The organism is Agromyces mediolanus, assembly GCF_023715325.1.
In the GTDB taxonomy this organism is placed as follows: domain Bacteria; phylum Actinomycetota; class Actinomycetes; order Actinomycetales; family Microbacteriaceae; genus Agromyces; species Agromyces mediolanus_A.
The window spans coordinates 144,160-158,242 of sequence record NZ_JAMBNX010000001.1 but is presented as its reverse complement, the minus strand read 5'-3'; the positions used below and the strand labels follow the sequence as shown (position 1 = coordinate 158,242).

Below are 14,083 nucleotides of genomic sequence, written 5' to 3'. Positions count from 1 at the left end.
ATCCGCCCTGGGCTAGATGCCCTGCCAGGCGGGCTTGTTCGCCCAGGCGTGCCGGTAGTACGCCGTCTGCTGCAGCTTCGACGCCGCCGCTTCGTCGACCACGACGGTCGTGTGCGGGTGCAGCTGGATGGCCGAGCCGGGCTGGCTCGCGGAGACCGGCCCCTCGACTGCGGCGGCGACGGCGTCGGCCTTCGCCTCCCCGAAGGCGAGCAGCACGAGATGCTTGGCGCGGAGGATGGTGCCGATGCCCTGGGTGATGCAGTGCATCGGCACATCGTCGGGCGAGTCGAAGAAGCGGGCGTTGTCGGCCCGCGTGGGCTCGGTGAGCGTCTTCACGCGGGTCAGCGAGGCGAGCGAGGAGCCCGGCTCGTTGAAGCCGATGTGGCCGGTGCGACCGATCCCGAGGATCTGCAGGTCCACGCCGCCCGCCGCGGTGATCGCCGCCTCGTAGTCGGCGCCGGCATGCTGCACCTCGGCCGGGTCGCCGTTCGGGACGCGGACGAGCTCCGGCGTGAGCCCGAGCGGCTCGACGACCTCGCGCGTGATGACCGCGCGATAGCTCTCCGGATGCCCGGCGGGCAGCCCGACGTACTCGTCGAGCGCGAAGCCGCGCACGCCGCGCACGTCGACCCCGTCGTGGGCGATGCGTTCGGCCAGGGCGCGGTAGCTCGCGAGCGGGGTCGAGCCGGTCGCCAGCCCGAGCACCGCGTCGGGCTTGCGACGGATGAGCTGCACGATGGCATCGGCGACCAGGGCGCCCGCGGCGTCCTGGTCGGAGACGATCACGACTTCGGCCATAGCTGTTCTCCTACGAGCGCGGCACCGACAGCGGCCGCGGGGAATCCGAGGGGGATGACCCGCACCCGTCGGGCGAGGTCGAGAGAGTCGAGGAACGCCGACTCGGCGGACCACTCCCCCAGGATACGGTGCACGCCAGCTTCGAGTCGGCCACCGAGCGCGGCGAGCCCGCCGCCGATGACGAGTTGCTCCACGTCCGCGGTCAGCACGAGCGCCCGCACCGTCGCAGCGACCCCCGCCAGGAACCGCTCGCGCACCTCGACCGCCCGCTCGTCGCCCGCATCGGCGGCGTCGAAGAGCTCCTGCGCGGGCAACGGATGCCGGCTCGGCCACATCCGCGCGATCGCGGAGCCGGAGGCGACGGTCTCGAGGCATCCACGCTGCCCGCAGGCGCAGCGCACGCCCGCCGGATCGACGGGGAGATGCCCGACCTCGCCCGCGACGCCGCTCGCGCCGCGCAGCAGCACCCCGCCCTGCACGATGCCGGCGGCGAGCCCCGTTCCGAGGTTCACGTACGCCATCGACGTCGGAGCCTGACCCGCGCCGGCGAGCAGGTGCTGCGCGCCGAGCGCGGCGGCCTTGACATCGTTCTCCACCCGCACCTCGACGCCGAGCCGATCGCTCAGCCGAGGACCGAGGTCGAGCCCCTCGACGCCGAGGTTCACCGCATGGGCGACCCGCCCGGTCGCGGTGTCGACCGCCCCGGGAATGCCGATGCCGATCGAGCTGAACCCGCCGGCGGGAGCACCGGTGAGCTCGCGCATCCGCTCGGCCGTCGCGAACGCCGTCTCGAGCACCCCCTCCGCGCCGATCGCCGTGGGGATGCGGAGCATCTCGCTGAGCGTGTCGGCCTCGTCCAGGGCGATGGCGGCGGTCTTCGTGCCGCCGATGTCGATGCCGAGCCTCACGCGAAGCTCGCGGGCGTCGCCCGGCCCGCCTCCTCGACGAGCCCGATCACGGCGTCGCCGACGAGGCGCGAGGCCCCGAAGGTGGCGACGTCTGCGTAGCGGCGGTCGTCGGACGGCCAGCCCATATCGAGCGCGACGACGTCGGGCCGCACGGCCCGCAGCGCGTCGATCGCGGAACGGGCGAAGCCGTGCCGGTGCAGATCCTTGCCGATGACGAGCACGGGGCCCGGCAGCGCCGCCCAGTCCGGCACCGCTTCGCCGTCGGCCAGCCGTTCGCGGCGGGCGAGGCTGACCCAGCCCGGTGCGGTGGCCTCGGCCTCCGCGGCGAACACGCCCCACGGCGCCTCGCCGATGGCGATGTTCGCCTCCGTCTCGACGCGCACCACGGTGCCCACGCCACCGGCGAGCACGGCCGTCGCCGCGTCGGAGACCTCGAACGCCGGCAGGAGTTCGGCTGCGCTCGGCATCCGGCCCGCCGCCGCCGCGCCCGCGAGCGGGAGCTCGGCGAGCGCCCGCACCCTCGCTGCCGCCTCCGCCACGCGGTCGGCGTCGAGCCGTCCGGCGGCGACCGCGGCCTCGATGGCGAGCACGATCCCCTCGAGCTCGGCGTCGTCGTTGTCGGAACCGATGCAGAGCAGGTCGCAGCCGGCGACGAGCGCGCGCACGGCCGCCTCAGGGATGCCGTGCACGCCGCTCGCCCCCTGCATGTCGAGGGCGTCGGTCACGATGACGCCCTCGAAACCCAGCTCCCCGCGGAGCAGGCGATGCAGGATGTGCGGGGAGAGGGTCGCCGGATTCTCCGCATCGAGCTGCGGAAGCAGGATGTGGCTCGTCATGATCGTCGCGGTGCCCGCCGCCACGGCGGCGCGGAAGGGCACGAGCTCCCGGGTGCGCAGCGTCTCGAGGTCGACGTCGACGACCGGCAGCGCGAGGTGCGAATCGGTCGCGGTGTCGCCGTGGCCCGGGAAATGCTTGGCGCTCGCGGCGACGCCGGTGGACTGGATGCCGCGCACCCACGCCGCGGTGTGCCGGGCGACGAGCTCGGGGTCGCTGCCGAAGCTGCGCACGCCGATGACGGGGTTGTCGGGGTCGGAGTTCGCGTCGGCATCGGGCGCGAACGTCAGGGTGCAGCCGGTCGCCGCGAGAGCCTCGCCCACCGCGCGCGCCACCCCCTCGGTGAGCGCGACGTCGTCGAGCCGGCCGAGCAGGGCGTTGCCCGGGTACGGAGCACCGCGGTCGTAGAAGAGTCGGGTGACGTCCCCGCCCTCCTCGTCGATCGCGATCACGACGGACGGGTTCGCGGCGCGGAGCGAGGCGTTCAGCGCGGCGAGCTGCTCGGGGTTCTCCACGTTCATGCCGAAGAGGCACACGCCGCCGAGCCCGTCGGCGAGCCGCCGCAGCACCCACTCGGGCGCCACCGGTCCGTCGAAGCCCGGAAGCAGGGTCGTCAGGATGTCCCGGCGCAGCGTCTCGGCCGCGGCGGGTCGGGTCTGCTCGCTCATCCCTTGACGGCTCCGCTCACGAGACCGCTCGTCATCCGGCCCTGCACGATGAGGAAGAAGACGATGACGGGGATCGCCATCAGGGTCGAGCCGGCCATGATGCCGGCCCAGTTCGTGGTGCCGTTCGCGACGAGGAAGGTGCGCAGCCACACGGGCAGGGTCATCATCTCCGGCCGGGCGTTCAGCACGAGCGCCATGATGAACTCGTTCCAGGCCTGGATGAAGCCGAAGACGCCGGTGGCGATCAGGCCGGGTGCGAGCAGGGGGAACGTGACCCGCCAGAAGGCGCCCGCTCTCGAACAGCCGTCGATCATGGCGGCCTCCTCGAGTTCGACGGGCACGCCGTTCACGAAGCCGCGCAACGTCCAGATCGTGAACGGCAGCACGGTCGCGATGTACACGATCGTGAGGCCCGCGATCGTGTTCAGCAGCTGCCAGCCGTCGACGACCCGGAACACCGAGACGATCATCGCCTCGCCCGGGATCATCTGGATCACGAGGATCGTCAGGATGAACGCCCGGCGGCTCTTGAACCGGAAGCGGGTCACGGCGACGGAGGCGAGGAAGGCGAAGACGAGGGCGATGATGACGGTCAGCAGCGTGACGACGAGCGAGTTCGCCGCAGCCGGGAGGAACGGGGTGCGGCCCGGGTCGAAGATCACCGTCTCGTAGTTGCGGAGCGTGAAGTTGTCCGGGAAGAAGTGCACCTCGGAGCCGCGCACGTCGTTGTTCGGCTGGAAGGAGGTGTTCACCATCCAGTACACGGGGAACACGAACAGCACGAACAGCACGACGGAGAGCGCCGAGAGCAGCCACGTCGTGACCCGGCGGCGGCCGCCGCCGCGCCGTGCGCGATCGAGCGAGCCGGGCGCGGTGACCGCACGGGTGGTCGGGGTGACGGCGGCGCTCACAGCTCCTCCTCCTTGAGTACCTGACGGATGTAGTAGATGGAGATCGCCATGAGCAGGACCGCGGTGATGACGGCGATCGCGCCGCCGTGGCCGAAGTCGCCACCGGCGATCGAGGTCTGATAGATGTACACGCCGAGCGTGTTGGTCTGGGCACGGATGCCGCCGATGTCCTGCAGGGCGAAGATCTGTGTGAACACCTTGAGGTCCCAGATCACCTGCAGCATCGTCACGATCATGAAGATCGGCTTCAGGTAGGGGAAGATGATCAGCCGGAACCGGGCGAAGCCGCCGGCGCCGTCGAGCTGGGCCGCTTCCAGGACCTCGCCGGGCACCTGGGTGAGCCCCGCGTAGAGGGTGAACGCTGCGAAGGGCACGGCGCCCCAGACGACGATGATGCCCGCGACCATGAAGAAGCTCAGCGGGTTGATGAGCCACTGGTGCTGGTCGAACTCGGCGAGGCCGAACCAGTTCACCAGCGCGTAGTTGATGACGCCGTACGCGGTGTCGAACATCCAGCCCCACACGATCGTGGCGGTGAGTGCCGGCATCGCCCAGGCGAGGAGCATGCCCACGGTGAGGAGCATGCGGAAGCCCTTCGGCAGTCGCACGAGCATGAGGGCGATGAGCGTGCTCAGCACCATGGTCACGAGCACGCACGCGCCGGCGAACAGGAGCGTGCGGCCGAGCACGCCGTAGAAGACCGGGTCGGTGAAGACGTCGATGTAGTTGTCGAACCACACCCAGTTCGGCGGGGCGCCGAAGACCTGGGCCCGGCCGAACTCCTGGAAGGAGGTGATGATCAGCTGGACGAGGGGCCAGCCGACGATCGCCGCCAGCACGATGATGGCCGGCGTGATGAGCGCGTAGGGGGTGAAGCCGGCGGCGCGACGACCGCGACGCTGCGGTTTGCCCCCGCCCGGCGCGGTGAGCCGTTCGCCCTCGACGGCGCTCGGGGCGGCCGGCTCGAGGTCCTGATCGACCGTGGTCATGCTGGTACTCCTGAAAGATCGAGGGAAGTCCGGGGGCGGGTTCGGGTCTCGCCCCCGGGGATCGGGGCCGGCGACGTGTGTGGTCGTCGCCGACCCCGGTCGGGTGCGGTGCCGCGGGGGAATGGGGCCCACGGCACCGCGCAGTCGGCGGGTACCGACTCGCTTCGTCGGTGGGGTGCCGACTAGCTGTTGAGGATGTCCTCGATCTGCTTGTCCGCCTCCTCGGCGAGGGTCTTCACGTCGCCGCCCTGGGCGATGTTCACGAAGAGGTCCTCGAGGATGCGGGCGGCCTCGACGTCCGCCCAGCGGGGCGACGTCGGCGTGGCCTTCGCGTTGCCGGCAGCAGCAGCGATCGCCTTCGCGACATCATCAGTGCCGAGCTTGTCTGCAACGGACAGCTTCGCCGGGACCAGGCCGCCCTCGGCGTAGATCGTCTGGAACTCGTCCGAGAGGATGATCTTCAGCGCCTCGACCGCGAGGTCAGGGTTCGCCGACTTGGCCGACACGCCGATGTTCGAGCCGCCTGCGAGTACCTGAGCGGGTCCTCCGTCCTTGCCCGGGAGGGCGTAGACGCCGAGGTTGTCCTCCTGGTCGGGGCAGCCGGGGGCCTCGGCGTCGACCGGGGCGAGAATCGAGAACTTGACCCAGCTCGGGGCCGAGAGCTGCAGCGTGGTGCCGTCGCAGAAGCCGACCTCGGGGCTCGTCTCGTTCGCGTCCTTCGGCGCGACCGACGCGGTCTGCATCGCCTGCTGGACCTCTTCGAGGCCCTTGAGCGACTCGGGCGAGCTCAGCTGCGCGTCCCACGTGTCGCCGTCCTGAACGGCGATCTCGCCGCCGTTCTCCCAGACGAAGGGAAGCGCGTTGCGCCAGTCCTGACCGGGCCACCAGATGCCCGACTTGCCGGGGTTCGCGGTGGCGAGCGCGGCGCCGGTGGCGACGTACTCGTCGAGCGTGGTCGGCACGGTCTGGCCGGCCGCCTCCATCGCGTCCTTCTTGTAGAAGACGAGACGCGAGCCGGAGTACAGCGGTGCGGCGTAGAACTTGCCGTCGTAGCTGCCCGCCTCGACGAAGCCGGGGAGCAGGTCGTCGCCGCCGAGCGCGTCGTACTGGTCGGTGAGGTCGAGGAACGCGCCCGCCGAGGTGAACGCGGCGGCCTGGGTGTTGCCGACCTCGACGAGATCGGGGCTGTCCGAGCCGGACAGGCTCGTGGTGAGGCGGTCGACGAGGCCGTCCCAGGCCTGCTCCTCGATGACGAGCTTCGACCCGGGATTCTCCTCCTCGAAGGTCTTCACCAGGTAGTCGCGAGCCGTGTCGGGCGTGTCGGTGCCGACGAGCCAGACGCGGATGGTGGCGTTCTCGCCGGACCCGCCGCCGGCGTCTCCCGAGGCACAGCCGGCGAGGGTGAGCGCAGCAGCGGCGCCGAGGGCCACGATGCCGAGTTTCCGCATTGCGTTGTTTCCTTTCTGGGGGTGAAGGAGCAGCAGGACGCTGTTCTCTCAGGGCGAGGGCTCGTCTACGAGACCCCGAGTTCTCCGGACAGGACCATGACGGCCGTGCCGTGCAGGACGATGTCCTGCCCGTGCGCGGTCATCCGGAGCCTCAGATCGCGGGTCTGTTCCGCCATCGTCCGCTTCCGGAGCGTTTCGAGGGCCGCGTCGATGAGCGGTCCGTCGAGCAGGTGAGCCGGACCGCTGAGCACGATCTCGGGCAGGTCGAGGGCGCCCACGACGGGCGCGAGGACGATGCCGAGCCGGCGGCCGGCCTCGGCGAGGACCTCGGCGCGGGCCGCCTCGTCGGCGTCGGCGCCGAGGGCGTCGAGCTGCTCGGTGAGGCGGGGCACTGAGAGCCAGGCCTCGAGGCAGCCGTCGCGACCGCAGACGCAGCGCGGGCCGCCGTCGGTGCCGACGACGACGTGGCCGATCTCGCCGGAGGCGAATCCCGAACCGGTGACGAGGCGGCCGCCGACGATGAGGCCGGAACCGACACCGTGGCCGATCTTCACGAGCATGAGGTCGTCGGCCTCGGCGGCGCCGTGCTCGGCGAGCACGGCGGCGTTGGCGTCGTTGGTGGCGTGCACGGGCAGGCCGAGGCGGGCGGAGAGCCTGGCCTGGAGGGGCAGGTCGGTCCAGCCGAGGTTGGGGGCCGAGCGGACGGTGCCACGGGGGTCGACGACACCGGGGGTGCCGATGCCGACCCCGAGCACCGGGGCGGTGGCGAGGGCGGCGAGCCGCGCGGCGAGCTCCGCGACGAGCTCGAACGCCCGCTCCCCCGTCGCGCCGCCGAGCGGCGACTCGGCGCGCTCGAGGATGGCGCCGGAGAGGTCGAGCACGGCGCCGCGGACGACACGGTGCCCGGAGACGTCGATGCCGACGATCCGGAACGCCCCACGGTCGACGTCGAGGAGGGTCGCGGGCTTGCCGGGGCGGGCGTCCTCGCGCTGGCCGAGCTCGACGACGAGCCCCTCGGCCATCAGCTCGGCGACGAGGTCGGAGACGGTGACGCGGGTGAGTCCGGTCCCGCGGGCGAGGTCCGCTCGGCTCTGCGCGCCGGTCGTGTAGAGGGTCTGGAGCACGAGCGCGCGGTTGTGGCTGCGCGCGTGCTCGGGCAGCACCTTGCCAGAGGGGCGAAGGGCGCGGCTCCGGCTCGAGAGCCCGGCCAGCGCACTGGCGCCGGTGGCGGGGCCCGCGAGCTCCGCCTGCGCCGTTCCACGAGGTGCTTCCGTAGCAGTCACGAAAGTTAGTAAAGCTTACGAACAAACTTCGCGCAAGAGGAATTCCCGATGCGAGCCCCTCGTTATCGAGTTGTAATCCGCCTCAGCGGACCGACGACCCACTCGCCGCCGCCGGCACTCGCGGTTCGCTCGGGGCCGTCTCCCGCCGGTCCAGTCGCCCGCCGATCGCCCGGAGCGCGGCGAGGATGGCAACGAGGTCCACGACCTCCTGCAGCACCGCGCCGAGCGTCGCCGGGATGACCCCGAACGCCGCGATGAGCATCAGCCCGACACTCACCAGGATGCCGAGCCAAATGCTCTGCAGCGCGATCCGAACCGTGTCCTGCCCGATTCGAACGGCGCGCGCGACCCTGGCGATCTCATCCACGAGCACGACCACGTTCGCCGACTCGCTCGCGGCCGTGGTCCCCTTCGCTCCCATCGCGACCCCGACGTCGGCCGCGGCGAGCACCGGCGCATCGTTCACGCCGTCGCCCACCATCATGACCGGCCGACGCTCGACCGCCTGCACATCGCGCACCTTGTCGCCCGGCAGACACTCCGCGTGCACTCTGGTGATCCCGAGCTCCTCGGCGATGTGCCGCGCGGTCGCCTCGGCGTCACCGGTCAGCATCATCGTCTCCTCCACGCCGAGCCGGCGCAGTTCGGCAAGGGTGGCCGCGGCGTCCGGGCGAACGTGGTCGGCGGCGAGCACCGCGCCCGCGTAGCGACCGCCGATCGCGACGTAGACCGCGAGCTGTCCCGCGGCGATCTCGGTGCGCCGGGCATCCGGCGCGTGCTCGGCGACGAAGCGGAACTTGCCCACCACCACCTCGCGGCCCTCGATCGTGGCCACGACGCCGTTCGTGGCGGTCTCGCCCGCGCGGTCCGCCTCGGCCAGGACGAGCCCCCGCGCCGCAGCCGCGCGGAGCATCGCAGCAGCCAGCACGTGCGAGGAGTACTGCTCTGCGCTCGCGACGAGACGCAGCAGCTCCCGTTCGTCGAACCCCGCCTCCGGGCGGATCTCCGCGAGCTCCGGCTCACCGCTCGTGAGCGTGCCGGTCTTGTCGAACACGGCGGTGCGCACCCGTGCCAGGAGCTCGAGCACGCCGCCGGACTTCACGATGAGGCCGTTCTTCGCCGCCCGGCTCATGCCGCCGAGGAAGGCGACCGGCGCCGCGATGAGCAGCGGGCACGGGGTCGCGAGCACGAGCACCTCGGCGAAGCGCACCGGGTCGCCCGAGACCCACCAGGCGATGCCGCCGAGCGCGAGCGAGAAGACCGTGAACGGCACGGCGTAGCGATCCGCGAGTCGCACGACCGGCGCCTTCGACTCGGAGGCCTCGGCGACGAGCGCGACGATCTGCTGGTACTGGCTGTCGGCAGCCGTCGCGGTCGCCCGCACCTCGACCGCGGCGCTGCCGTTCACCGAACCGCTGAGCACCGCATCGCCGGAGTGCTTCTCGGCCGGCACGCTCTCGCCCGTGATCTGCGATTCGTCCATCGTCGTCTCGGCGGAGAGCAGCACCGCGTCGACCGGGACGAGCTCCGAGGGCCGGATGAGCAGCACGTCGCCGGGGCGCACGGCGTCGGCCGGCACGTCGACGATCTCGCCGTCCCGGCGGACGTGCGCCTGCTGCGGGGCCCTCGTCAGGAGCGCGTCGAGCTCTCGCTTCGCGCGGCGGTTGGCGTAGTCCTCGAGCGCCTCGCCGCCGGTGAGCATCAGCACGACGACGACCGCGGCGATGTACTCGCCGACGAGCACGGTCGCGACGATCGCCGTGATCGCGAGGATGTCGAGGCCCCAATGACCGCGGAGCAGGTCGCGGACCATGCCGACGCCCTGCCACGCCGCGATGGCGAGCGCATAGACGCTGAACAGCCACGGCACGGCCGCGCCGGCGCCCGCCGCCCACAGCACGATCCCCGTGAGCCCCACGATCACCGTCAGGGTGACCGCCCAGTAGCGCCTGGCGATGCGCAGGATCCGTGCCACGAGCCCGCTCCTCCCGCCGGCTCCCCCGCGCCGGTCATGGGCCCAGCCTACGACGCGGGCGGCGTTCGCGCCCGGCATCCGCTCCGCTCGCGGGGCATCCTGCCCGCTGCGCCCGCTCACCCGGCACGACGAAGGGCGGATGCCGAAGCATCCGCCCTTCATCGTCGGCCGCATCGCGGCCCGCGTCGTCAGGCCGCGAGGCGCGCCTTGAGGTTCGCGTCGATCGCGTCGAGGAAGCCCTCGGTCGTCAGGTACTCCTGCTCCGGGCCGACGAGGAGCGCGAGGTCCTTCGTCATGGCGCCCGACTCGACCGTCTTCACGACGACGTCCTCGAGGGTGTTCGCGAACTCGATGAGCTCCTCGTTGCCGTCGAGCTTGCCGCGGTGCGCGAGACCGCGCGTCCAGGCGTAGATCGAGGCGATCGGGTTCGTCGAGGTCGGCTTGCCCTGCTGGTGCTGGCGGTAGTGGCGCGTGACCGTGCCGTGCGCCGCCTCGGCCTCGACGATCTTGCCGTCGGGCGTGGTGAGCACGCTCGTCATGAGGCCGAGCGAGCCGAAGCCCTGCGCGACCGTGTCGGACTGGACGTCGCCGTCGTAGTTCTTGCAGGCCCAGACGTAGCCGCCCTCCCACTTCAGCGAGGAGGCGACCATGTCGTCGATCAGGCGGTGCTCGTAGGTGAGGCCGGCTGCGTCGAACTTCTCCTTGAACTCGGTGTCGAAGACCTCCTGGAACAGGTCCTTGAAGCGGCCGTCGTAGGCCTTCAGGATCGTGTTCTTCGTCGAGAGGTACACCGGGTAGTTGCGCGAGAGGCCGTAGTTCAGCGAGGCGCGCGCGAAGTCGCGGATCGACTCGTCGAGGTTGTACATGCCCATCGCGACGCCGGCGCCCGGGGCCTGGAAGACCTCGAACTGCTGCGGCTCGGAGCCGTCCTGCGGGGTGAAGGTCATGGTGAGCGTGCCGGGACCGTCGAACTTGAAGTCCGTGGCGCGGTACTGGTCGCCGAAGGCGTGGCGGCCGACGATGATCGGCTTGTTCCAGCCGGGAACGAGGCGCGGGATGTTCGAGATGATGATCGGCTCGCGGAAGATCACACCGCCGAGGATGTTGCGGATCGTGCCGTTCGGCGAACGCCACATCTTCTTCAGGCCGAACTCCTCGACGCGCGCCTCGTCGGGGGTGATCGTGGCGCACTTCACGCCGACGCCGTGCTGCTTGATCGCGTTCGCGGCGTCGATCGTGATCTGGTCGTCGGTCTCGTCGCGCTTCTGGATCGAGAGGTCGTAGTACTCGAGGTTCACGTCGAGGTAGGGGTGGATGAGCTGGTCTTTAATGGCCTGCCAGATGATGCGCGTCATCTCGTCGCCGTCGAGTTCGACGACAGTGCCTTCAACCTTGATCTTCGACAAAAGGGATGTCTCCTTGAATGCGGGCGGGGAAGCGGGCCCGTCGTGCGGGCTCGAGAACCGGCGGGGCGCGAGTTCGCGCCGCCGGACAGTTTACCGTGTCGCGCGAATATCTCGACATCGAGAGATCCCGGTGCGCGGATCCGCCGAACGACGGGCCCTCGGAGGATCGGACCAGAGGCGGATACCGGCACGGGCCGCGAGCCGTTAGCCTGTTCGCATGGGTGCGCTGAGACTTGAAGACCTGTCCGCCTCGAACATCGTCGCGGCCAACACGCTGTCGCTGAAGCCCGGGCAGGAGCAGTTCATCGCCCCCGTCACCTACTCCGCCGAGGCCTCCGTCGTGAACCCGCAGACCGCCTGGCAGCGGGTGGCGCTCCTCGACGACCGGGTCGTCGGGTTCATCCACGGCAACTTCGACCCCGAGAACGTGCACGAGGAGTTCCGAGCGTGCATCTGGCGCATCAACGTCGACGCCGAGGTCCAGGGGCAGGGCGTCGGTCGCTTCCTCGCCACCGCCCTCGCCGAAGAGGCGAAGCAGCGCGGCTTCGACCGCATCACCGTGCTCTGGGAGCCGGGCGACGAGGGTCCCGAGGCCTTCTTCCACCGGGTCGGCTTCGTCGACGTCGGCGAGACCGCCTACGGCGACATCATCGGGGCGCTCGAGCTCTGAGCGGGCCCGTGCCGCTCGACGATGCGAGCTCGACCGGTGGTGTCGGCGCTGAGGGCGACGACGGTGCCGACGGTGCCGACGCCTTCGGCAGCTTCGCTGACGCGGTGCTGGCAGTCGTCGCCGACATTCCCGCCGGCCGCGTCGCGACCTATGGCGACGTCGCGGCGATCCTCGGCACCCGGGGTGCCCGGGCAGTCGGCCGGGTGATGGCGCGCTCAGGCGGCACGGTGACCTGGTGGCGGGTCATCCGCGCGGGCGGGCACCCGCCGAGCGGCCACGGCGCAGCCGCCCGCGCGCAGTACGAGCGGGAAGGCACTCCGCTGCTCCCCGCCGACACCGAGGACGGCTACCGCATCGATCTCGCGGCCTGCCGCTGGCGCGCCTGAGGCGGCAGCCCCCTCCCCCACACCCTCGCAGCCCCCCGCGCTCTCCACCGATCACCTCTTGCGCGCCCACGCGCCCGGCGCCGCAGCGCAACATGAGTCCATGCCCGCCGCCTACCCACCCTTCGCCGCACTCGGCGAGGCGATGCGCACCGCCGCACGCTCGTGGCAACCGGCGGATCGCTCAGACCGTGAACTCCTCGAAACCCTCCGCGCGCTGAGCGAGCTGCGCCACGAGATCGAACGCCTCCAGGCGCTCGGGGTGGCCGAGGCCGCACGTCGCTCGCGAACCGAGTTCGGCTCGCAGGGGCTCGCTCGTCGTGACGGCCACGCGACCGCCACCGCGCTCGTGCAGCACGTCACCGGCGCGAGCCGCCGCGAGGCCGAAACCCTGCTCGAAGTCGGTCGAATCGCCGCGGCGGCCGAGCCGAACGATGCCGACGCGGCCGACCGGGTGGCCGATCCGGACGCTCCAGTCGACGCAGGCGCGGCGGCGTCCGGCGCCGCCTCCGCCATCAGCCCACCGTGGCACGCCGCGATCGGCCACGCGCTCGCCCGCGGCGAGCTGACCGTCGCGGTCGCCGACGCCCTGCGTTCCGGCATCGGCCCTGTCGACGAGCCCGACGGCCTCCTCCCCGGAGACGACGCCCCACCGGCGGTCGATCCGACCACCGGCGACGCGTCCCCGGCCGAGCCGCTGGCGGTCCGCATCGCCCGTGCGCTGCCCGAACTCGTCGCAGCCTGCCGCAACCGCACCCCCGATCAGGCCAGACGGGCCGCTCGGGCGCTGCGGGATCGGCTCGATCCCGCCGGCGTCGACCGGCGCGCCGAGGGCCAGCAGAGAGCCCAGTACTGGCGCATGTGGACGACGCCGGCCGGAATGATCCGAGGCGAGTTCGAGCTCGAGCCGGTGGCGGGCGCCGAGGTCAAGGCGCTCTTCGACCGGCTCAGCCACCCGCGCAGACTCGACCGACGAATTCGGCGACGCTTCGGCGATCCGGTCCACGGCGAGCGCGCCTACGCCGAGGCCCGGCTGGCCCGAGAGCGCAACGCCGCCGAAGGACTCGTGCAGCTGCTCCGCGCCGGCGCCTCGGTGAACCCGGGTCGGCTCCTCGGCGAGCGCCGACCCTCGGTGCACCTCGTCGTGAACGCCGCGTCGCTCGAGCGAGGCCGCGGCAGCGGCGCTCTCGCGGGGCACAGCGATCGGGTGCCACTCGCACGCGTCGCCGCCGAGCTCTGCGAGGGGTACCTCCCCATCCGCTTCGACGACGGCGTGGTCCTCGACCTCGGCCGTGACGAGCGGCTGTTCAGCGAGGCGCAGAAGTCGGCGATGGCGGTGCGCGATGGCGGCTGCCGTGATCCCGAGTGCGACCGTCCGCCCTCCTGGACCGAGGCCCATCACATCGATCATTGGCGGCGCGACGAGGGTCGCACCGACCTCGCCGACGGAATCCTCCTCTGTCGACGCGACCACCTCCGCTATCACAACGAGGGGTGGGAGGTGCGACGGACGGGCGGGGAGTACTGGTTGATCCCACCACCTCGAGTCGACCCCGAGCGCCGGCCTCGCGCGATGCCGTCGAAGACGCCGGCCGATGTACTCGACCCGTTCGCTCCCGACTGACCCTCGCTCCCGCGCCGGAATCGCCCGACGCAACCGGACGGCCCTGGTGCCCGGCTCCTGCCGAGCGGCCGCCCTCGTGCGGGCGCTGGCCCCGTCCTCCTAGGGGCTGGCGCCGTCCTCCTACGGGCTGACCTGTCCTCGTACGCGCTGACCTGTCCTCCTACCGGCTGACCCGCCCTCCTACCG

The 14,083-nt window shown here is 71.6% G+C and carries 12 protein-coding genes; 3 read left to right on the top strand and 9 right to left on the bottom strand.

Features of this window, described 5'->3' with window-relative positions; genetic code table 11:
- Positions 1-12: 12 nt before the first annotated feature.
- From nagB to M3147_RS00715, 9 genes are all read right to left on the bottom strand, one after another.
- Positions 13-798 carry a glucosamine-6-phosphate deaminase gene (gene nagB / locus M3147_RS00755; RefSeq protein WP_251201627.1) on the bottom strand — a complete coding sequence of 262 codons (786 nt, stop codon included), beginning with the start codon at positions 796-798 and terminating at the stop codon, positions 13-15.
- The gene (locus M3147_RS00750) at positions 783-1,706 is read right to left on the bottom strand and encodes an ROK family protein (protein ID WP_251201626.1); all 924 of its coding nucleotides are present in this window, start codon (positions 1,704-1,706) and stop codon (positions 783-785) included. Before M3147_RS00750 ends, nagB begins: the two co-directional genes overlap by 16 nt.
- Positions 1,703-3,208, bottom strand: a complete 1,506-nt coding sequence (locus M3147_RS00745; RefSeq protein WP_251201625.1) for a glycoside hydrolase family 3 protein — start codon at positions 3,206-3,208, stop codon at positions 1,703-1,705. The genes M3147_RS00750 and M3147_RS00745 overlap by 4 nt, the downstream gene beginning before the upstream one ends.
- A complete protein-coding gene (locus M3147_RS00740; RefSeq protein ID WP_251201624.1) occupies positions 3,205-4,119 on the bottom strand; it encodes a carbohydrate ABC transporter permease in 915 nt (304 codons plus the stop codon). The genes M3147_RS00745 and M3147_RS00740 overlap by 4 nt, the downstream gene beginning before the upstream one ends.
- Positions 4,116-5,108, bottom strand: coding sequence for a carbohydrate ABC transporter permease (locus tag M3147_RS00735; protein ID WP_251201623.1), 993 nt, complete (start codon positions 5,106-5,108; stop codon positions 4,116-4,118). Before M3147_RS00735 ends, M3147_RS00740 begins: the two co-directional genes overlap by 4 nt.
- Before the next feature lie 182 nt (positions 5,109-5,290).
- Entirely contained in the window at positions 5,291-6,556 is a 1,266-nt protein-coding gene (locus tag M3147_RS00730) for an extracellular solute-binding protein (RefSeq protein ID WP_251201622.1), read from the bottom strand.
- A gap of 65 nt (positions 6,557-6,621) precedes the next feature.
- The gene (locus tag M3147_RS00725; protein WP_439954172.1) at positions 6,622-7,839 is read right to left on the bottom strand and encodes an ROK family transcriptional regulator; all 1,218 of its coding nucleotides are present in this window, start codon (positions 7,837-7,839) and stop codon (positions 6,622-6,624) included.
- Between the two features lie 82 nt (positions 7,840-7,921).
- Positions 7,922-9,814: a heavy metal translocating P-type ATPase gene (locus tag M3147_RS00720; protein ID WP_251201621.1), complete on the bottom strand. Its 1,893-nt coding sequence runs from the start codon at positions 9,812-9,814 to the stop codon at positions 7,922-7,924.
- Positions 9,815-10,002: 188 nt separating this feature from the next.
- Complete coding sequence (locus M3147_RS00715) at positions 10,003-11,220, bottom strand: NADP-dependent isocitrate dehydrogenase (protein WP_251201620.1); 1,218 nt, start codon at positions 11,218-11,220, stop codon at positions 10,003-10,005.
- Positions 11,221-11,437: 217 nt separating this feature from the next.
- Between M3147_RS00715 and M3147_RS00710 the strand changes: the two genes are divergently transcribed.
- From M3147_RS00710 to M3147_RS00700, 3 genes are all read left to right on the top strand, one after another.
- Positions 11,438-11,890, top strand: coding sequence for a GNAT family N-acetyltransferase (locus tag M3147_RS00710; protein WP_251201619.1), 453 nt, complete (start codon positions 11,438-11,440; stop codon positions 11,888-11,890).
- An 8-nt stretch (positions 11,891-11,898) separates the two neighbouring features.
- Positions 11,899-12,276, top strand: a complete 378-nt coding sequence (locus M3147_RS00705; protein WP_308201026.1) for an MGMT family protein — start codon at positions 11,899-11,901, stop codon at positions 12,274-12,276.
- Between the two features lie 100 nt (positions 12,277-12,376).
- The gene (locus M3147_RS00700) at positions 12,377-13,897 is read left to right on the top strand and encodes an HNH endonuclease signature motif containing protein (RefSeq protein ID WP_251201618.1); all 1,521 of its coding nucleotides are present in this window, start codon (positions 12,377-12,379) and stop codon (positions 13,895-13,897) included.
- The last annotated feature ends 186 nt before the right edge of the window (positions 13,898-14,083 follow it).